The organism is Stappia sp. BW2 (assembly GCF_008107695.1).
Lineage (GTDB): Bacteria > Pseudomonadota > Alphaproteobacteria > Rhizobiales > Stappiaceae > Roseibium.
Genome location: NZ_VIRG01000070.1, coordinates 1,341,601 through 1,359,588, shown reverse-complemented (window position 1 = coordinate 1,359,588; position 17,988 = coordinate 1,341,601). Strand labels below are relative to the sequence as shown.

Here is a 17,988-nt window from a genome sequence, read left to right as displayed (position 1 = left end):
AATGCGCGGTAAAGGAAACGGGATATGTCAATCCAGCGTGCGCTTCTTGCAGGAGGTACCTTTGTCCTTGCTTGCGCAAACGCACAGGCGGGCAGCATGACGCCAAAGCCGGGCGACACCTATATTATTTCGCGCGACAGCAACAAGCTTTTCCGCGGATCGCACCGTATCTATGACCGGATGGCGGACGGACTTGTGCAAGTTCAGTATTGCGGGAGATCCTACTGGGTGCGCTATGCAACCGTTGCCTGGACGCAATTGGAAGTGCAGCAGGACTACGAAGTTCGCGTGGAGTTCAACCGGGGCAAGGGTTGGCGCCCTATATGCGACCATCCTGAAGAACAGGTGACGCTGGAAGACCTTGGCGTGGAGGATGACCCGCGGCTTGTCGTTCAGAACGACGGGACCACCTTGAAAAGGGTGAACCGTTTTTCCGTCATTCGCGAAGCCTTCAAAACAACCGGCGGCGACACGGCTGCCAAGACGTATCACCGCAACTGATAAAAGCCGGCACCAGGCCAGTAAGGCTCGGGTAAGCTGGTCAGCTTAGACTTTCAACAACAACAAGGTGACGAAACGCAAACGAAAAAGGACCTGGACATGAAACGCGCCCTCGCGTTCTTCGCAACTCTGATCGCTGCCGGTAGCACGTTTGCCGGCAATGCATACGCTCAGAGTGACTTCTATATCCGGTCCCAATACTCAAATGGCACGTTCACCGGTTTTCATGAAATCCTGACAAAACCCAAAGAAGGCTACTACAAGGCCCGCTATTGCGACCGCACCTTCTGGGTATCCTCCAACACGGTCATCTGGACGGAGGAAGAAGCTGCTGCAGGCAGGGATCTTGTCGTGGAAGAGAACGTCGGCTCCAGCCGCACGCCCGTATGCACCGACTACACTTCCTTCGCAACGCTGGATAGTCTTGGACTGAAGAAGAAGGAAATCGAAAAGATCCGGCGCGAGGCTCAACCGCTTGACATGCAATCGAGCCGCATACGCATCATTCGCGACGCCTTCAAGCAGTTCAAGTAAAACGACCGGACGACGATATCAGGTACCGTAAACCTGATCGGCCCGGGCTTCAAAGGCGCTCGAAAACTTCCTGAACGCCTTCTCGAACATGACACCCATGAGAGAGCCGAGCGTTCTGCTGCGAAATTCATATGAAATATAGAAACCGACGGTGCAGGTCCCCTCGCCTTCGTCCTCGAAGGTCCACCTGTTTTCCAGGTGCTTGAACGGCCCATCCAGATATTCCACCAGAATTGTCTGCTCCTGTGGCCGCAGTTCAACGCGACTGGTGAAGGTTTCCTTGAACAGCTTGTAGGCAACCGTCATGTCCGCCACCAGCACCGTCCGTCCGCCATCCAGTTCCTTACGGCCACGGACCTGTAGATCCTGGCAAAGCGGAACGAATTCGGGATAGTGCTCCACGTCGGCAACAAGGCGGAACATTTCGTCCGCCTTGTGGTTGACCTTTTGGTCGGATGAAAAACTGGGCATACGGTGTCCAGTGTCCTGTTGCTTTGGCGTTAGTGGCCGAGCTTGGCTTTACGAGCTGCACGAAGATCTGCGAAATCTTCACCAGCGTGGTGTGAAGACCGCGTCAACGGGCTGGCCGACACCTTCAGAAAGCCTTTTGCATACGCAATGCGTTCATAGCCCTTGAATTCCTCCGGTGTCACAAAGGACACGACCGGATGGTGCTTCTTCGAAGGCTGCAAATATTGCCCGACTGTCAGGAAATCGACATCGGCGGCTCTCAGGTCATCCATCAACTGCAGAACTTCGTTCCGGACTTCACCGAGACCGACCATGATGCCCGACTTGGTGAACATCTCCGGGTCCAGTTCCTTGACCTTCTGAAGAAGGCGGATCGAATGGAAGTACCGGGCCCCGGGACGTACTGTCAGATATTTCGACGGCACGGTTTCGAGATTGTGATTGAAGACGTCGGGTTTTGCCTCGACGACAATCTCCAGAGCACCGTCCTTGCGCAGGAAATCAGGGGTCAGAACCTCGATGGTGGTCGATGGCGCAGTCTTGCGAATGGCGGTGATCACATCGGCAAAATGCCGGGCGCCGCCATCGTCCAGATCATCCCTGTCGACAGAGGTGATCACCACATGCTCAAGTCCCATGGCGGCAACCGCATCCGCAACGCCTTGCGCTTCCTTGGGGTCGACCGGGCCAGGCATGCCGGTGCGCACATTACAGAAAGCGCAGGCACGCGTGCAGGTGTCCCCGAGGATCATGAAACTGGCGTGTTTTTTCGACCAGCATTCACCGATGTTCGGGCAACCCGCCTCTTCACAGACCGTGACAAGATTGTTCTCGCGCACGACGTTCTGCGTTTCGCGATAAACCGGAGACGTAGGCGCCTTGACTCGGATCCATTGCGGTTTGCGCTGGATCGGATTGTCCGGACGGTGAGCCTTTTCCGGATGGCGCGGGCGCGCTTCGGATTGCTGCTGCGGGCGATTGAGCGTGTCGACGATCGTAACCATGGGCCTTAAGTGTCGTTATTCCGGTGAAAGGTCAAGACGGATTAGTGTTGAGCCAGCTATGTGCTTAACGCAGGCCCGGTCAGTTCCTGTAGTCGTTTCCTTGCGTGTTCCGAAAGCGGCTGAGACTTGCGCGTGCTCTCGTTCATCTGGACGATTACCGTGACAGCCTGTGCCACCGCCCTGCCATCCTGAAATACCTTCTGGAACAACTTGAACGAGCTGCGTCCTACGTCAAGCACTGCGGTTCCGATCTCTACATCGCCCGGCCAATTGACCTCCGCCAGGAAGTCCAGTTCCAACCGCGCGATCACGAAAGCTGCGCCATCGTCTGCCAGTGCGTCATTGTAGAGCAGCTCGACACGGCCGGTTTCCAAAAACGTGGCGAAAACGGCGTTGTTGACGTGTCCCTGCCGGTCCGTATCTCCGTAACGAAGCTTGTCGGCTGCCCGAAGCGGGAATTGGTCTGGTGACGCCATTCGTCAATTCGCTTCCGATTGCCCCAAAGGCTCATCGGAGGAAGATGACCCGGGAAATCTGGTTCTGATGCGCTTGTACAAATCCACGATAGGCAGAAGACAAAAAATGACGATAAACGATAGTTCAATACCAACAGTAATAGCGCCCACAACAAGGACTACTGCGGCAGGTACCAAAAATAAACGGCTGAAAATCGTATTACGGAAAATTGCTCCGTAGAAAATTAGAAAAAGATATTTTGAAACTTCAATTCCCTGACCCGTCATCCAATAAACTCCTGTCCTCGCCGGCTCATTCCCATCAGGTCACCGAAACATCTTCTTCCAGATGAACAGGAACAGGATCGAGCCTAGAACGGCGATGATCAGCCGATCGAGAATCCCGCCTGTCACGTGCAGATTGAAGAGATGCGCCAGCTCACCACCGACAAGCGCCCCGACAAGGCCGACGACAAGACTGCCGAGAAAACCACCGCGGCTGTTCAGCACACGGTGAGCAACGGCGCCCGCAATCAGGCCGATGATGATTGTGATGATCCACCCCATCGCGGGCTCCTATTTTCCGAAAGTTCGTTTCCTCAGGAGAGCAAACGCGCCAGAAGAACAACGACAATCGCCCCAACGGCGGCCACGACAATCTCATTGACATAGGCATTGCCCAGATTGACGTTGATACCCGCGAGCTTGAACAGGAAACCGCCGACAAACGCTCCGATAAGACCGCTGATGAGATAACGGATCAAACCACCGCCGCCAACGACAATGCTTGCCAGCCAGCCAGCGATAATGCCGATTGCGACCCAGATCAGAATTGCTTTTACATCCATGAATGACGGCTCCTTTCAGCCTTTTCCCAGGTAGCCTCACGTTACCCTTTTCAGGAATGGCGTCCAGCGTTTATGTCTTGATTGGCCTTTAGGGTGTGGACCCTAGGCCTGCCCAACGCCGTTGACTGTTTTCTGATTCCAGGAGCAGCACAAGAGGGTCGGCCCCGGAACATTTCCGGGGCCGACAGGGATCAGGCGTTCAGCACCTTGCCGTATGCATCAAGCACGGATTCCTTCATCATTTCCGACAAGGTCGGATGTGGGAAGATCGTGTGCATCAGCTCTTCTTCGGTCGTCTCAAGGTTCATGGCGACAACGAAGCCCTGGATGAGTTCGGTTACTTCGGCACCGCACATATGTGCGCCGAGAAGTTCCCCGGTCTTCTTGTCGAAGATGACCTTGATCATTCCATTGTCTTCGCCGAGCGCAATCGCCTTGCCGTTGGCATTGAACATGTAACGGCCAACACGGATTTCGCGGCCCTGCTCCTTGGCTTTTGCTTCTGTCAGACCGACGGAGGCGACCTGGGGATTGCAGTAGGTACAGCCCGGAATCTTGCGATGATCCATCGCATGAACACCCGGAACAGCCGCGATCTTCTCGATACAGATCACACCTTCATGTTCGGCCTTGTGGGCCAGCATCGGCGGACCGGCAACATCGCCAATGGCGTAGATGCCCGGAACATTGGTGCGCCCATACTCGTCGATGACGACACAGCCACGATCCGTCTTCACGCCAAGTGTCTCAAGACCAATATTTTCGATATTGCCCTGAACGCCGACGGCGGAAATCAGATGGTCTGCCGTAATCTGGCTGACCTTGCCATCCTTGGTCTCGACATGAGCGGTAACCGAATTTGCCGCCTTGTCGACTTTCGTCACCTTGGCTTCCGTAATAATCTTCAGGCCGCGTTTCTCAAGAGCCTTGCGGGCGAACTTCGAGATTTCCTCGTCCTCGACCGGCATCACGTTGGCCATCAGTTCGACAACAGTGACGTCAACTCCCATGGAGCGGTAGAAGGATGCGAACTCGATGCCGATAGCCCCGGAGCCCATGACGACAAGCGACTTCGGCATCTTGGCGGGCTTCATGGCTTCGAAGTAGGTCCAGATCAGCTTGCCGTCAGGTTCGATGCCCGGCAGCGAACGCGGACGGGCGCCGGTCGCCACGATGATATGCTTGGCCGTATAGGTGCCTTCGCCCTTCACGCCTTTCGGAACCGGGTTCTGCGGCTCGACAACAGGCTTGGACGATTTTCCGACCTTGACTTCGCCGGGTTTGGTGAGCTTGGCTTCCCCCCAGATCACATCGATCTTGTTCTTCTTCATGAGGAAACCGACGCCACCATTCAGCCGTGCGGACACGCCGCGCGAACGCGCAACGACATCCTTGACGTCGGCCTTCATGGTGCCGTCCAATGTGAGACCGAAACTCTTGGCATGGTTGGCATGGTCAAGGATTTCCGCAGAGCGCAGCAGAGCCTTCGTCGGAATGCAGCCCCAGTTGAGGCAGATGCCTCCCAGGTGCTCGCGCTCGACGATCGCGGTCTTGAAGCCCAACTGGGCGGAACGGATAGCGGTTACGTAACCACCCGGCCCGGAGCCGATGATGATCACGTCGTAATTGGTATCAGCCATGGTGTTGTTCCCCGGCGATTGATGTCATCGATTGAAAACGGCGCGGAGTTGCCCCCGCGCCGCAGATGAGGCTTAGACAAGCATGCTCATCGGATTTTCGATGTAGCCTTTGAAGGCGGCCAGCAGTTCGGCACCAAGAGCGCCGTCCACACAACGGTGATCGGTCGAGAGCGTGACGCTCATCACCATGGCAACCGCCAGTTCACCGTCCTTGACCACGGGCCTTTTTTCGCCAGCGCCAACGGCCAGAATGGTCGCGTGCGGCGGGTTGACGACGGCCGAGAAGTTCTTCACGCCCATCATGCCCATGTTGGAGACCGCTGTTGTGCCTCCCTGGTATTCTTCCGGCTTCAGCTTCCGCTCTTTCGCCCGCTTGCCGTAATCCTTCATCTCGTTGGAAATGACGGAAAGCGGCTTTTCTTCAGCTCTGCGAATGATCGGCGTGATCAGACCACCGGGAATGGAGACAGCGACACCGACATCGGCATGCTTGTGCATGACCATGTTGTCGTCGGTCCAGGAGACATTCGCATCCGGAACATCACGAAGGGCAAGAGCCAGAGCCTTGATGGTCATGTCGTTGACAGACAGCTTGTAGGCCGGCTTGCCGTCCTTGTCCTTCGCGGCCGCTTCGTTGAGTTGCGCGCGAAGCGCCAACAAAGCATCAAGTTCACAGTCCACGGTCACATAGAAGTGCGGAATGGTCTGCTTGGACTCTGTAAGCCGCTTGGCAATGGTCTTGCGCATGCCGTCATGCGGCACGAGTTCGTAGCTGTCCTTGTCGAACAGTTTCAGAACCTGCTCCGCGGACGGTCCGGTTGCCGGTGCAGATGCTGCGGCAGCCGCGTTGGGAGCTTCAGCAGCAGCAGCAGCCGACTTGCCTGTACCAGCTTTAAGAGCTGCCTCGATGTCTCGCTTCACGATGCGGCCATGAGGACCGGAACCGGAGAGCGCTTTCAGATCGAGATCGTTCTGCTTGGCAAGGCGCCGGGCAAGTGGCGACGAGAAGATACGGTCGCCATCGGCGTTTTTCGGAGCCGGAACCGGATCCGTCGCGGCCTTGGCCCCAACTTCGATAGCCGGCGAACTTTCCGGCACGGCCGGCACCTTTTCGCCACCGGACTTTTCTGCCGGAGCAGACCCACCCGAGGTGTCGATGGCACTGGCGTCTTCACCGTCTTCCAGAAGAACGGCGATCAGCTCATTGACCTTCACGCCCGCGGTTCCCGCAGGCACGACGATCTTGCCGACCGTTCCTTCGTCAACCGCTTCCACTTCCATGGTCGCTTTGTCGGTTTCGATCTCGGCGATCACATCGCCAGCCGAAACCTGATCGCCTTCCTTGACCAGCCATTTGGCCAGGTTGCCCTCCTCCATGGTTGGAGAAAGGGCCGGCATGGTAATATTGATTGGCATGTCCGTCTCCCTGGCCTCAGGCGGTATAGGTTACGGCTTTAACCGCATCGATGACTTCGCCAACGTTCGGCAGAGCCAGCTTTTCCAAGTTTGCGGCGTAAGGCATAGGAACGTCCTTGCCGGTCACCCGAAGAATCGGCGCATCGAGATAGTCGAACGCTTTTTCCTGCACCTGGTAGGCGATTTCCGAAGATACCGAGCACATCGGGAAGGCTTCTTCGATCGTCACGATACGGCCCGTCTTGCGGACGGATGCCAACACCGTGTCAATGTCCAACGGCCTGATCGTGCGCAGATTGATGACTTCGGCGGAGATTCCCATCCCTGCCAGTTCATCAGCCGCTTTCATGGTGTAGGTCATGCCGATACCCCAGGAAACCAGCGTCACGTCCGTTCCGCTACGTTCCACCTTGGCCTTGCCGATAGGCAGGACAAAATCGTCCATGTCCGGAATTTCGAACGAATGGCCGTAAAGGATTTCGTTTTCCAGGAAGATGACCGGGTTCGGGTCACGGATGGCCGCCTTCAGAAGGCCCTTTGCGTCCGCTGCCGAATAGGGCTGAATAACCTTCAGGCCAGGAACATGGGCATACCAGGAGGCATAATCCTGCGAGTGCTGGGCCCCAACGCGAGCCGCGGCGCCATTCGGACCGCGGAAAACAATCGGAGCGCCCATCTGTCCACCGGACATGTACAGCGTCTTGGCAGCCGAGTTGATGATCTGGTCAATCGCCTGCATGGCGAAATTGAAGGTCATAAACTCAACGATCGGCTTCAGACCCGCCATCGCGGCGCCAACACCAAGGCCGGCAAAGCCATGTTCGGTGATCGGCGTGTCGATGACACGTTTGGCGGTAAACTCGTCGAGCAGGCCCTGGGTGATCTTGTAGGCGCCCTGGTATTCGGCAACCTCTTCCCCCATGACGAACACGTCGGGATCGCGGCGCATTTCCTCGGCCATGGCATCGCGCAGAGCTTCGCGCACGGTGGAGGACTTCATTTGAGTGCCTTCCGGAACTTCCGGATCATCGGCAGTCTCCGGCGCAGGTGCTGCCGGTGTTGGTGCGGACGCGACAGCCGGAGCGCTCGAAGCTTCGGCCTGAGCCGGGGCCGGCTTATCTGCAGCAGGTGCATCCCCGCCGGAGTCCATGGCACTGGCGTCTTCGCCTTCGGCCAACAGAATCGCGATCTTGGCATTCACCTTGACGTTGTCAGTCCCTTCGGCAACCAGGATCTTACCAAGTGTGCCCTCGTCGACCGCTTCAACCTCCATGGTGGCTTTGTCGGTCTCAATTTCGGCGATCACATCGCCTGCGGAAATGGTGTCACCCTCGGCCTTGAGCCACTTGGCGAGCTTGCCTTCTTCCATCGTCGGCGAAAGCGCCGGCATCAAAATGTCAATCGGCATGTTGTCCCCCGGCCTTAGAGCAGAATGTCGGTATAGAGTTCAGACGCATCCGGTTCCGGATCTGTCTGGGCAAATTCGGCGGCTTCCGCGACCCGGGCACGAACTTCCTTGTCGATCCCCTTGAGATCGTCTTCGGAAGCCCATCCATTTTCCATGAGGCGCGCACGCACCTGCTCGATCGGGTCGTGTTCGGTCCGCATCTTCTGGACTTCGTCCTTGGAGCGGTATTTCGCCGGATCCGACATGGAGTGGCCGCGATAGCGGTAGGTGATCATTTCGAGAATGAACGGCCCCTTGCCCTCACGACACCATTCCAGCGCCTCTTCAGAGGCTGCCTTTACGGCGCGCACATCCATACCGTCGACCTGCTTGCCTGGAATGCCGAAGGAGTCTCCACGCTGGGAGAGATCCGTGGTAGCAGATGCCCGGGCGACGCTGGTGCCCATGCCATATTTGTTGTTCTCAACGACATAAACGACCGGAAGCTTCCAGAGCTCGGCCATGTTGAAGCTCTCGTAGACCTGTCCCTGGTTGGACGCACCGTCTCCGAAGAAGGCCATCGCCACGTTGCCGTTCTCACGGTACTTGTTGGCAAATCCGAGACCGGTGCCGAGGGACACCTGGGCACCAACGATGCCATGGCCGCCATAGAAATGTTTCTCCTTGGAGAACATGTGCATGGAGCCGCCCTTGCCTTTCGACAAGCCGCCGCGACGACCGGTCAATTCCGCCATCACGCCTTTCGGATCAAGGTCCATCGCCAGCATGTGGCCGTGGTCCCGGTAACCGGTGATCATCTGATCGCCGTCTTTCTTGGCCATCTGCATACCGACGACGACAGCTTCCTGTCCGATATACAAATGACAAAATCCACCGATGAGGCCCATACCGTACAATTGTCCGGCTTTTTCCTCAAAACGGCGGATGAGAAGCATTTCGCGGTAAGCGTGAAGTTCTTCGTCCTTATCGAACTTGGCGATCGCAGGCTGCGCCTTCTTGGCGGAGCTGCGTGTCCGGCTAGTGCTCTTGGAGCTGGCGGAAGTAGTTTTTCTTGCTGTGGCCATAACCCTCATCTCGGCGTGACGTTTCCCCTAAGATAGGTAGGAGCAACTTATCCGGTTGGGTCTGTCAATCCAATCCACATATCTCGCACTGCACCAATTGAGATAGGATGATGATTTTTATAGAGAATACCCTGATTAACCGATTTATTGTTAATTATCCAAAATCAACCAAAAGTCAGTTAACACCGTAACGGTGCCCGGGCCGCAGCACTACCAACTCGTAAGGATGGACCAAATTCAGATTGAGCCTCGCACGCTCATCCAGCATATCCGGATCGAGGCTCTCCGGCCGAAGAAGACTGACCTTGGCAACCAGTTCCTGACGTTGTGCGGTCAGGTCGGCCAATTCCGTTTCAAGTTCCGACACCTGACGCTCGATCATGGCTCGGCCAACCATGCCGAGTTCGCCGCTCATGGCATGAAAGCCAAAATAACCAAGCGCCGCAATAGCGATTGCGGGCGTGATCAATCGGCGGAGAAAGGATTGTTTTCGCTGACGGGTAGCTGCTCGGGGCACTCTTTGGACCTTAACGCTGATACAATGGCCTCTTGGTCTGCCCACTATGCGGACTTAGGTTTAATAGAGTCTTGATACCGACCATCAAATGCACGGTAAATTTGTACCGGGCAGGAGCAGTCTTTTATGGATCAATTCGCGTCTGCCCGCGCAGAAATGGTCGAACTGCAGTTGCGGGCACGCGGCATTCGTGACGAAAGGGTATTGGCTGCCATGTACAGTGTCCCTCGTCATCTTTTTGTTCCCCAGGACCAGAAAAGCCGCGCTTATTGGGATCGGCCGCTGTCCATCGGTCATGGTCAGACAATCTCCCAGCCCTACGTGGTCGCTCTCACCTGCGAACTCCTCGAAAGCGCGGAAAACGGCAAGATTCTTGAGGTTGGAGCCGGGTCGGGCTACGCGGCGGCCGTGCTTGCACAGCTGGCGGATCAGGTTGTCACACTTGAACGTTTTCCGGACATTGCCCGGTTGGCACGGGAAAATCTAGAGAAGGCAGGCTGCAGCAATGTTGAGGTCCTTTGCACCGACGGCACTCTTGGATGTCCAGCCAAAGCGCCCTTTGATGCAATCGCTGTAGCCGCGGGTGCGCCGATGGTTCCTGATTCTCTGAAAACACAACTCAAAGTTGGAGGGAGCCTGGTGATTCCGGTTGGCCAGTCACGGCGGCTGCAAGATTTGTTGAGGGTGCGCCGGATTTCAGAAGCGGCGTTCGAAACAGACACTCACGGCACAGTTTCCTACGTACCGCTTGTCGGCGCGGAAGGCTGGACGGTCTGGGATTGAAGCCCGTTTGACTTGCATCCGCCTTGAGGTCGCCGATTGTGCCCGAACATCATCTCCAAATGTTATTGCAGGCAAGTTGGGAAAATCCGAGTTCTGAGCTGGAACCCAAACATCTGGCTGAATATGGCGAACACCCGAATTACCCAGATGGTCTCGCCTTCAACGTACAACATGCTTTGGATGTTGCGCCCCGCTTCAGGCAGCCGCTAACCGCGCCAGCTTGGTCAGCACCGTTGCAGTGCCTTTCAAACGAGCGTCTGTTTTTTCCCAGTCGCGCGTCAGAACCACCTTTTGATCCGGCCTGATCTTTGCAAGCACTCCCTGTTCGGCAATATAGGAAACCAGCCCTGCAGGATTAGAAAATTCGCTGTTGCGGAACGTGATGACGATTCCCTTCGGACCGGCATCGACCTTTTCGACATTGGCTTTGCGACATAGCCCCTTGATGAAGACGATCTTGAGCAGATGCTGCACTTCTTCCGGAAGCGGTCCAAAACGGTCGATCAGTTCCGCACCAAAGGAATCGATTTCCTCAGCCTCGGTAACATCCCCCAGGCGGCGATAGAGCTGAAGGCGTAGCTGCAGGTCGGCGACATAGTCTTCCGGGATGAGCACCGGCGTGCCGATGTTGATTTGCGGCGACCATTGCTCGTCGCCAAAATCCGCTCCGCCATCCTTGAGCTGGGCAACCGCCTCTTCCAGCATCTGTTGATACAGCTCGAAGCCGACTTCCTTGATGTGACCGGATTGTTCTTCGCCAAGCAGGTTCCCTGCCCCGCGAATGTCGAGATCGTGGCTTGCCAGCTGGAAGCCGGCCCCAAGAGTTTCCAGTGACTGAAGCACCTTGAGTCGCCGTTCAGCCGTTGTCGTAAGCGTCTTGTTGGCAGGAACGGTAAAGAGCGCATAGGCACGGGTCTTGGACCGGCCGACGCGGCCCCGCAACTGATAGAGCTGCGCAAGTCCGAACATGTCGGCCCTGTGCACGATCAATGTGTTAGCGGTGGGAATATCCAGGCCGGACTCCACGATGGTCGTGGACAGAAGCACGTTATACTTGCCCTCATAGAAGGCATTCATGACGTCTTCCAGCTCGCCCGGCGGCATCTGGCCATGAGCGACCGCCACTTTCAATTCAGGCACCTGATTTTCCAGGAACTCCAGGCGCTCGGCGATATCCGCCAGACGCGGACAGACATAGAAGCTTTGTCCGCCGCGATAGTGCTCACGCAGAAGCGCTTCACGAACCACCAGCGGATCGAATGGCGAGACGAAGGTTCGTACCGCCAGCCGGTCCACCGGCGGCGTAGCGATCAGCGACAGTTCACGCACGCCGGTCAGCGCAAGCTGCAATGTCCGCGGGATCGGTGTAGCCGAAAGCGTCAGCACGTGAATGTCCGACTTCAACTCCTTCAGCCGCTCTTTGTGCTTCACGCCGAAATGCTGTTCCTCATCGATGATCAGAAGGCCGAGATCACGGAACTCGATGGACTTGCCGAGCAACGCATGGGTACCGACGACAATATCAACGGACCCGTCGGCAATACCCTTCTTCGTAAGGTTCAGCTGCTTGGTCGGCACCAGGCGGGACGCATGGGCCACGTTGATCGGCAGGCCGTGAAAGCGTTCGGCAAAGGTCTTGAAGTGTTGGCGGGCCAAAAGCGTCGTCGGCACCACCACAGCCACCTGCCGACCGGACATGGCGGCAATGAAGGCCGCGCGAAGTGCGACTTCGGTCTTGCCGAAGCCCACGTCGCCGCATACCAGCCGGTCCATGGGCCGGCCGGAGGAAAGATCCTCGAAAACGGCATCGATGGCCGTCAGCTGATCGTCTGTTTCTTCATAGGGGAACTTTGTTGCGAACTCGTCGTAGACACCGTCCGGCGTTTCCACCACCGGTGCCGTCTTGAGCGCACGCTGCGCCGCAGTCTTGATCAGCCCGTCGGCAATTTCAAGAATACGCTTCTTGAGCTTGGCCTTGCGGGCCTGCCAGGCACCGCCGCCAAGTTTGTCGAGCTGAGCTTCCTGGTCTTCCGACCCGTAGCGGGACAGAAGTTCGATGTTTTCGACCGGAAGATAGAGTTTGTCACCACCGGCGTATTGCAGCTCCAGGCAGTCATGCGGCGCGCCGACAGCTTCAATGGTCTTGAGGCCGATGAAACGACCGATACCGTGGTCGACATGAACCACGAGATCGCCTTCCGAAAGGCCCGTCGCTTCGGTGATGACATTGGCGCCCTTTGCCTTGCGGCGCGACTTGCGCACCAGGCGGTCACCAAGAATGTCCTGCTCGCCAATGAAGACGACGTCTTTGAGCTCGAAGCCATGCTCGATGCCGAGAATGCACAAAGCAGTCGTTTTTGCGGGAAGACCCTCAATGTCTTTCAGTGTCTCAGCGTTCTTGACGGCCCCAAGACCATGATCTTCCAGGATCTGACCGAGACGGTCCCGCGAGCCTTCCGACCAGCAGGCAATCACCGTACGTTTGCCTTGCTTTTGCAGCTCGCGCACATGGGCAGTCAACGCATCGAAAATATTGATATCGCCCGCAGCCCGCTCGGCAGCGAAACTCCGCCCCTGACGCCCGCCGAGCTCGACAATTTTCTTGCCGGTGCCTGGTGGCGGGGTAAAGGGATCAAGCGCAGCGCTTGCCCGATCTGCAACAGCTGCGCGCCACTCCTCTTCAGTGAAATAAAGAGTCGCCGGCTCCACCGGCATGTAGGGCACCGTTCCGGCGCTTGCCCCCATTTCACGCGCTTCCTGGCGCGCGCGATAATATTCGTTGATCTGGTCGACCCGTTCACGCACCGCGTCGCCCATGCTGGTGTCGAGAACAACCGGCGCATCGCCGATGTAATCGAACAGGGTTTCCAGCCGGTCATGGAACAACGGCAACCAGTGTTCCATGCCTGCATAGCGGCGGCCGTCACTGATCGATTGATAGAGCACGTCCTCGCGGCTGGCCGCACCGAAATTGGCAAGGTAGGAACGGCGAAAGCGCGAGATGGCTTCCTCTGAAAGGACGACCTCGCTCATGGGAACCAGATCAAGCCGCTTCAGCTGTTTGGAGGTTCGTTGCGTCTCCGCATTGAACGAGCGGATCGATTCCAGCGTATCACCAAAGAAATCGAGCCGTACCGGCTCTTCCTCGCCCGGCGCGAACAGATCGACAATGCCGCCACGCACTGCATATTCACCGGTCTCACGCACCGTCGGGGTTCGCGAAAAGCCGTTCATTTCCAACCAAGTCGAAATCGCCGTCATATCGACCCGGTTACCCGGTGCCATGGAGAAAGTCTGATCAGCCATGAACGAACGCTCGGGAACACGCTGTAGAGCCGCGTTGAGCGTCGTCATCAAAACGGTCTTCTTGCCTTCCTTCATGCCGCGCGCAAGTTGGCCAAGTGCCAGCAGGCGGCGTGCACTGATGGCCGCATTGGGGGAAACGCGGTCGTATGGCAGGCAGTCCCAGGCGGGTAGTTGAAGGATTTCGACTGTCGGATCGAAAAACTGGAGCGCTTCGCTGACCATGGCCATACGCGTGGCATCGCGGGCGACAAACACCAGGGCAAGACCCTGCGAACCGGATTCGGCAAGCAGCCTTGCAAGAGCGTAGCTTTCAGCGCCATCCGGTACGCCGGCAAGCGTCACGTTGGCCTGATCCTTCAGCAGGCTGTCAAACACGGCTGGTGTCCTTGTTGTTATTTAACGAACCCAGCCGGACCGGCGGCTTCGTGGTATACGATGATGCGTCGGTAAAGCGGCCCGTCCCACTCCGGTGGCAAAGGCGTGCGCCCGGTCATCCAGGCGTAAAGATCCTGGTCATACGCGGTCAGCAGGTGTTCGAGTTCGCGAAGCTCTTCATCCGACAGGTTGTCGATCTCGGCATCGGCGAAACCGCCCAACAGAAGATCCATTTCCTTCATGCCCCGATGCCAGCACCGAAACAGTATTTTCTTGCGCCGGGAATCCCGTTCGCCGCCATTGGGATCGACTTGCGTGCCGGACATTTCGGACATGTGAAACAGACCTGTGTGAAGCTGACCGGCATGCGGCGAAGGCAGATCTGCTTTCACCGGAGCAAACCGGACGGGTGAATTCGTGCCGGTTATATAACGCCAGAGTTCGTGCTTGTCAGCGCCCAGTTCACAGAATGTTCTATTTGTTGCGCAGCACTCCGCCTTCGTGGCAGAACAGGGGCCCTGATGCCTGACGTCCGACCACCTTCCAAAGGTTCACACGCCGAACATGCGCCCGCCGGTTCTCGATCCCCTGTTTGCCCCGGTCTCGACCCTGCCCGGAATTGGGCCGAAGATCGAGAAGCTCGTTTCAGGACTCGTCGGCAGCCAGCCGGACCGCGACGCGACAGTAGCGGACCTGCTCTTTCACATTCCCCATAACCTGATCGATCGGCGCCACCGCCCGGGCATCGCCTATTCGGAAAACGGCGAAATCGTCACGCTGGACGTCACTATCGGCAGGCACATGGCCCCGCCCCGGCATTCAAAAGCGCCCTACCGGATCAACGCCTTCGACGAGACTGGGCAGATCACCTTCGTGTTCTTTCACCCACGTCGCGATTGGCTGGAAAAAACCTTTCCCGAAGGCGAACGCAGGATCGTTTCCGGCAAGGTCGAATGGTTTAACGAACGCCCCCAGATGGTGCATCCGGACTATTCTCTGAAACCCGAAGAAGCAGAAGAAATGCCGGCAATAGAGCCGGTCTACCCGCTGACTGCCGGACTGGCTTCCAAGACCTTGCAAAAGGCCGTCAAGGCCGCGACTGAGCGCATACCGCCCCTTCCGGAATGGCTGAATGAGGCACATCTTCATCAAACAGGCTGGCCGGACTTTGCAGAAGCCCTGAAAACACTTCACGCTCCACACGAACGAAGCGACATCGAGCCTGCATCCCCTTACATGCAGCGCCTTGCCTATGACGAATTGCTTGCCAGTCAACTTGCCCTTGCCATGGTGCGCGCGCACATGCGCACGCTCGGCGGCATAGCCCGCAGACCAAAGGGAGATTTGCAAAAAACGGTAATTGGGTCTTTGCCGTTTCAATTGACTGGCAGCCAGGCGAAAGCGATAGAAGAAATAAACGAAGACCTCGCCAGGCCTGTACGCATGTTGCGGTTGCTGCAAGGCGATGTCGGCGCCGGAAAGACCGTGGTTGCTCTCGCCGCCCTGGCGCAGGTGATCGAAACCGGTGCCCAAGGGGCGCTGATGGCGCCGACGGAAATCCTCGCCCGCCAGCACTATGCGTCGATGTTGCCGCTTTGCGAAAAAGCTGGCATTCGCCTTGCCCTGATGACCGGAAAGGACAGCCAGAAGGAGCGCCGCATCCGGCAAGAGCAGCTTGATGCTGGAGAGATTGATCTCGTTGTCGGTACGCATGCCCTTTTCCAGGGAACTGTCACGTTCCGAAACCTGGCCATGGTCGTCGTCGACGAACAGCATCGCTTCGGCGTCCATCAGAGGCTCGCCCTGTCTGCCAAGGGCAATGGCGTCGATGTTCTTGTCATGACCGCAACACCGATCCCGCGAACGCTAGTCCTGACAGGCTTCGGTGATATGGATGTTTCGCGCCTGACGGACAAGCCGGCAGGCCGCAAGCCAATCACAACAGTCTCGGTGTCATTGGACCGACTGGACGAAATCATCGGCAGGGTCGGCGCAGCAGTCGGGGACGGCCAGAAGGTCTATTGGGTGTGCCCGCTGGTGGAAGAGTCCGAAAAGATCGACCTAGCCGCTGTCGAAGAACGACATCGGGTTCTGGAACATGCTCTCAGACAAAGGGTTTCACTGGTCCACGGCCGCATGAACGCCGACGAAAAAGACGCCGCAATGGCAGACTTCAAGTCCGGGGCAACGAAAGTGCTGGTAGCAACGACCGTGATTGAAGTCGGCGTCGATGTGCCCGACGCCACGATCATCGTGATCGAACATGCCGAACGGTTCGGTCTGGCGCAATTGCACCAGTTGCGGGGCCGTGTTGGCCGTGGCGACAAACCGTCCTCCTGCGTTCTGCTTTACAAGGGACCGCTTGGTGAAACGGCGGGCGCCCGGCTGAACATCATGCGCCAGACCAACGACGGTTTCCTGATCGCGGAAGAAGACCTGAAGCTGCGTGGTGGTGGTGAAATTCTGGGCACCCGTCAATCGGGCACTCCGGGTTTTCGTATTGCCCGGGCCGATGAACACGCCGACCTGATGGAAGTCGCCCGTGACGACGCACGGCTGATCCTTGAACTTGATCCCGATCTGAAAACAAAACGCGGCGAAGCTTTGCGGTGCCTGTTGTATCTGTTCGGACGGGACGCAGCCATCAGGCTTCTCCGCGCAGGCTGACCCCACTTCAGAAAGCTGCAAAGCCGATACGAGCGCTCGACATGATCGCGCGACGGCTATTGATCACCACATCCTTCGCGCAGCGAACCAAACCAATCCCGCGTCAAACCGCAAAAGCGCCCGCCGCTTCAGCTTAAATCCGGGTGTTACTCAAGGAGGTTGAAACGCTCACGCGTCTTCGGAGGTTCTCACCCGTTCCAGTTGCGCGGGGTCCACGATATCATCTGCAAGGATCTCTGGGTATTTTGGATTGACCAGGCCAGCCGAGATGACAAGCTTTGCCGCATCCTCGACGCTCATATCCAGCTCAATGACATCTTCTTTGGGCACGAACAGCAGAAAGCCCGACGTCGGGTTTGGCGTTGTCGGCAGAAACACGGAAAGCGTATCGGCCTTGTCCTTCAGCCTGCGTTCCACTTCCCCCTTTGTGTCGGTGGAAATGAAAACGATTGCCCAGAGACCGCGGCGCGGATACTCGATGAGTGCGGCCGTTGTAAAGCTGCTCCCGCGCTGATCAAGCACCGTCTCAAAAATCTGCTTCAAGCCACTGTAAATATTGCGAACAAGCGGCATTCGACCGACGATTTTTTCGCCAACCGAAAGGAAACTACGACCGAGAAAGTTTGCCGCGAGAAAACCGACGACCGTCAGTACGAAGACTGCAACGATGAGCCCGAAGCCCGGTATCGGAAACGGCAGGTAGGTGTCAGGATTGTATAACTTGGGCACAAATGGCTTGACCCAACCATCAACCCATTTGATGAAGGTCCAGGTCAGCCACAGAGTGATGCCGATAGGGCCGGCAATGACCAGCCCCGTCAGGAAGTAGTTGCGAAGACGGGTTGTCGAACGCGACCGATGGCCTATCTTGTTGGCCTCTTCTGTTTTATGTTTGTGTCGGCTCATGGGTTAAACCCGAAACTTCCCTGTGTATGCTCGTCTTTTCAAGTGATCCGCACTTAGATAAGCATCTTTATCGCAGCGTGGTATCTTTCGCTC

General features: G+C 57.1%; 18 protein-coding genes. 4 read left to right on the top strand and 14 right to left on the bottom strand.

Translation table 11 applies throughout. The features are described 5' to 3' along the window. Positions 1 to 24: 24 nt before the first annotated feature. Positions 25 to 501 (top strand): hypothetical protein, encoded by a 477-nt coding sequence (locus FMN63_RS25255; protein WP_148586848.1) that lies wholly within the window; start codon positions 25 to 27, stop codon positions 499 to 501. A 99-nt stretch (positions 502 to 600) separates the two neighbouring features. Next, the gene (locus FMN63_RS25250) at positions 601 to 1,035 is read left to right on the top strand and encodes a hypothetical protein (RefSeq protein WP_148586847.1); all 435 of its coding nucleotides are present in this window, start codon (positions 601 to 603) and stop codon (positions 1,033 to 1,035) included. A gap of 18 nt (positions 1,036 to 1,053) precedes the next feature. Here FMN63_RS25250 and FMN63_RS25245 read toward each other — a convergent pair whose 3' ends face one another. The 11 genes from FMN63_RS25245 to FMN63_RS25195 form a co-directional block, all read right to left on the bottom strand. Beyond that, a complete protein-coding gene (locus tag FMN63_RS25245) occupies positions 1,054 to 1,506 on the bottom strand; it encodes a type II toxin-antitoxin system RatA family toxin (RefSeq protein WP_148586846.1) in 453 nt (150 codons plus the stop codon). Positions 1,507 to 1,535: 29 nt separating this feature from the next. Next, on the bottom strand, positions 1,536 to 2,510 hold the full coding sequence (gene lipA, locus FMN63_RS25240) for a lipoyl synthase (RefSeq protein ID WP_148586845.1): 975 nt from the start codon (positions 2,508 to 2,510) through the stop codon (positions 1,536 to 1,538). 56 nt (positions 2,511 to 2,566) lie between these two features. Next, the gene (locus FMN63_RS25235) at positions 2,567 to 2,986 is read right to left on the bottom strand and encodes an acyl-CoA thioesterase (protein ID WP_148586844.1); all 420 of its coding nucleotides are present in this window, start codon (positions 2,984 to 2,986) and stop codon (positions 2,567 to 2,569) included. A 3-nt stretch (positions 2,987 to 2,989) separates the two neighbouring features. Then, entirely contained in the window at positions 2,990 to 3,253 is a 264-nt protein-coding gene (locus FMN63_RS25230) for a hypothetical protein (RefSeq protein WP_148586843.1), read from the bottom strand. A gap of 39 nt (positions 3,254 to 3,292) precedes the next feature. Further along, positions 3,293 to 3,532, bottom strand: coding sequence for a GlsB/YeaQ/YmgE family stress response membrane protein (locus FMN63_RS25225; RefSeq protein WP_148586842.1), 240 nt, complete (start codon positions 3,530 to 3,532; stop codon positions 3,293 to 3,295). A gap of 32 nt (positions 3,533 to 3,564) precedes the next feature. Then, complete coding sequence (locus FMN63_RS25220) at positions 3,565 to 3,813, bottom strand: GlsB/YeaQ/YmgE family stress response membrane protein (RefSeq protein ID WP_148586841.1); 249 nt, start codon at positions 3,811 to 3,813, stop codon at positions 3,565 to 3,567. Between the two features lie 191 nt (positions 3,814 to 4,004). Then, positions 4,005 to 5,453: a dihydrolipoyl dehydrogenase gene (lpdA, locus tag FMN63_RS25215; protein ID WP_148586840.1), complete on the bottom strand. Its 1,449-nt coding sequence runs from the start codon at positions 5,451 to 5,453 to the stop codon at positions 4,005 to 4,007. Positions 5,454 to 5,525: 72 nt separating this feature from the next. Next, positions 5,526 to 6,830, bottom strand: a complete 1,305-nt coding sequence (locus FMN63_RS25210; protein WP_502706277.1) for a pyruvate dehydrogenase complex dihydrolipoamide acetyltransferase — start codon at positions 6,828 to 6,830, stop codon at positions 5,526 to 5,528. Positions 6,831 to 6,885: 55 nt separating this feature from the next. Then, a complete protein-coding gene (locus FMN63_RS25205) occupies positions 6,886 to 8,277 on the bottom strand; it encodes a pyruvate dehydrogenase complex E1 component subunit beta (protein ID WP_148586838.1) in 1,392 nt (463 codons plus the stop codon). 14 nt (positions 8,278 to 8,291) lie between these two features. Then, positions 8,292 to 9,341 carry a pyruvate dehydrogenase (acetyl-transferring) E1 component subunit alpha gene (pdhA, locus tag FMN63_RS25200; protein ID WP_148586837.1) on the bottom strand — a complete coding sequence of 350 codons (1,050 nt, stop codon included), beginning with the start codon at positions 9,339 to 9,341 and terminating at the stop codon, positions 8,292 to 8,294. 175 nt (positions 9,342 to 9,516) lie between these two features. Then, on the bottom strand, positions 9,517 to 9,858 hold the full coding sequence (locus tag FMN63_RS25195; protein ID WP_286192758.1) for an FtsB family cell division protein: 342 nt from the start codon (positions 9,856 to 9,858) through the stop codon (positions 9,517 to 9,519). 126 nt (positions 9,859 to 9,984) lie between these two features. Here FMN63_RS25195 and FMN63_RS25190 point away from each other — a divergent pair, with 126 nt between their 5' ends. Continuing rightward, entirely contained in the window at positions 9,985 to 10,641 is a 657-nt protein-coding gene (locus FMN63_RS25190) for a protein-L-isoaspartate(D-aspartate) O-methyltransferase (protein ID WP_148586836.1), read from the top strand. Between the two features lie 195 nt (positions 10,642 to 10,836). On the opposite strand, the gene mfd is transcribed toward FMN63_RS25190, so the two are convergent. Both mfd and FMN63_RS25180 read right to left on the bottom strand, forming a co-directional pair. Further along, positions 10,837 to 14,322, bottom strand: a complete 3,486-nt coding sequence (gene mfd / locus FMN63_RS25185) for a transcription-repair coupling factor (protein ID WP_148586835.1) — start codon at positions 14,320 to 14,322, stop codon at positions 10,837 to 10,839. Between the two features lie 17 nt (positions 14,323 to 14,339). After that, complete coding sequence (locus FMN63_RS25180; RefSeq protein WP_162530129.1) at positions 14,340 to 14,648, bottom strand: FAD assembly factor SdhE; 309 nt, start codon at positions 14,646 to 14,648, stop codon at positions 14,340 to 14,342. 238 nt (positions 14,649 to 14,886) lie between these two features. Here FMN63_RS25180 and recG point away from each other — a divergent pair, with 238 nt between their 5' ends. Beyond that, positions 14,887 to 16,989, top strand: coding sequence for an ATP-dependent DNA helicase RecG (gene recG / locus FMN63_RS25175; RefSeq protein WP_148586834.1), 2,103 nt, complete (start codon positions 14,887 to 14,889; stop codon positions 16,987 to 16,989). A 168-nt stretch (positions 16,990 to 17,157) separates the two neighbouring features. On the opposite strand, the gene FMN63_RS25170 is transcribed toward recG, so the two are convergent. Next, positions 17,158 to 17,895, bottom strand: coding sequence for a DUF502 domain-containing protein (locus FMN63_RS25170; RefSeq protein ID WP_205514278.1), 738 nt, complete (start codon positions 17,893 to 17,895; stop codon positions 17,158 to 17,160). Between the last annotated feature and the right edge of the window lie 93 nt (positions 17,896 to 17,988).

Bases quoted from the DNA above. Each gene is read 5' to 3' on its own strand.
- FMN63_RS25255 (WP_148586848.1), top strand. From the start codon at position 25: ATGTCAATCCAGCGTGCGCTTCTTGCAGGAGGTACCTTTGTCCTTGCT.
- FMN63_RS25250 (WP_148586847.1), top strand. From the start codon at position 601: ATGAAACGCGCCCTCGCGTTCTTCGCAACTCTGATCGCTGCCGGTAGC.
- FMN63_RS25245 (WP_148586846.1), bottom strand. From the start codon at position 1,506: ATGCCCAGTTTTTCATCCGACCAAAAGGTCAACCACAAGGCGGACGAA.
- lipA (WP_148586845.1), bottom strand. From the start codon at position 2,510: ATGGTTACGATCGTCGACACGCTCAATCGCCCGCAGCAGCAATCCGAA.
- FMN63_RS25235 (WP_148586844.1), bottom strand. From the start codon at position 2,986: ATGGCGTCACCAGACCAATTCCCGCTTCGGGCAGCCGACAAGCTTCGT.
- FMN63_RS25230 (WP_148586843.1), bottom strand. From the start codon at position 3,253: ATGACGGGTCAGGGAATTGAAGTTTCAAAATATCTTTTTCTAATTTTC.
- FMN63_RS25225 (WP_148586842.1), bottom strand. From the start codon at position 3,532: ATGGGGTGGATCATCACAATCATCATCGGCCTGATTGCGGGCGCCGTT.
- FMN63_RS25220 (WP_148586841.1), bottom strand. From the start codon at position 3,813: ATGGATGTAAAAGCAATTCTGATCTGGGTCGCAATCGGCATTATCGCT.
- lpdA (WP_148586840.1), bottom strand. From the start codon at position 5,453: ATGGCTGATACCAATTACGACGTGATCATCATCGGCTCCGGGCCGGGT.
- FMN63_RS25210 (WP_502706277.1), bottom strand. From the start codon at position 6,830: ATGGAGGAGGGCAACCTGGCCAAATGGCTGGTCAAGGAAGGCGATCAG.
- FMN63_RS25205 (WP_148586838.1), bottom strand. From the start codon at position 8,277: ATGCCGATTGACATTTTGATGCCGGCGCTTTCGCCGACGATGGAAGAA.
- pdhA (WP_148586837.1), bottom strand. From the start codon at position 9,341: ATGGCCACAGCAAGAAAAACTACTTCCGCCAGCTCCAAGAGCACTAGC.
- FMN63_RS25190 (WP_148586836.1), top strand. From the start codon at position 9,985: ATGGATCAATTCGCGTCTGCCCGCGCAGAAATGGTCGAACTGCAGTTG.
- FMN63_RS25180 (WP_162530129.1), bottom strand. From the start codon at position 14,648: ATGTCCGGCACGCAAGTCGATCCCAATGGCGGCGAACGGGATTCCCGG.
- recG (WP_148586834.1), top strand. From the start codon at position 14,887: ATGCGCCCGCCGGTTCTCGATCCCCTGTTTGCCCCGGTCTCGACCCTG.
- FMN63_RS25170 (WP_205514278.1), bottom strand. From the start codon at position 17,895: ATGAGCCGACACAAACATAAAACAGAAGAGGCCAACAAGATAGGCCAT.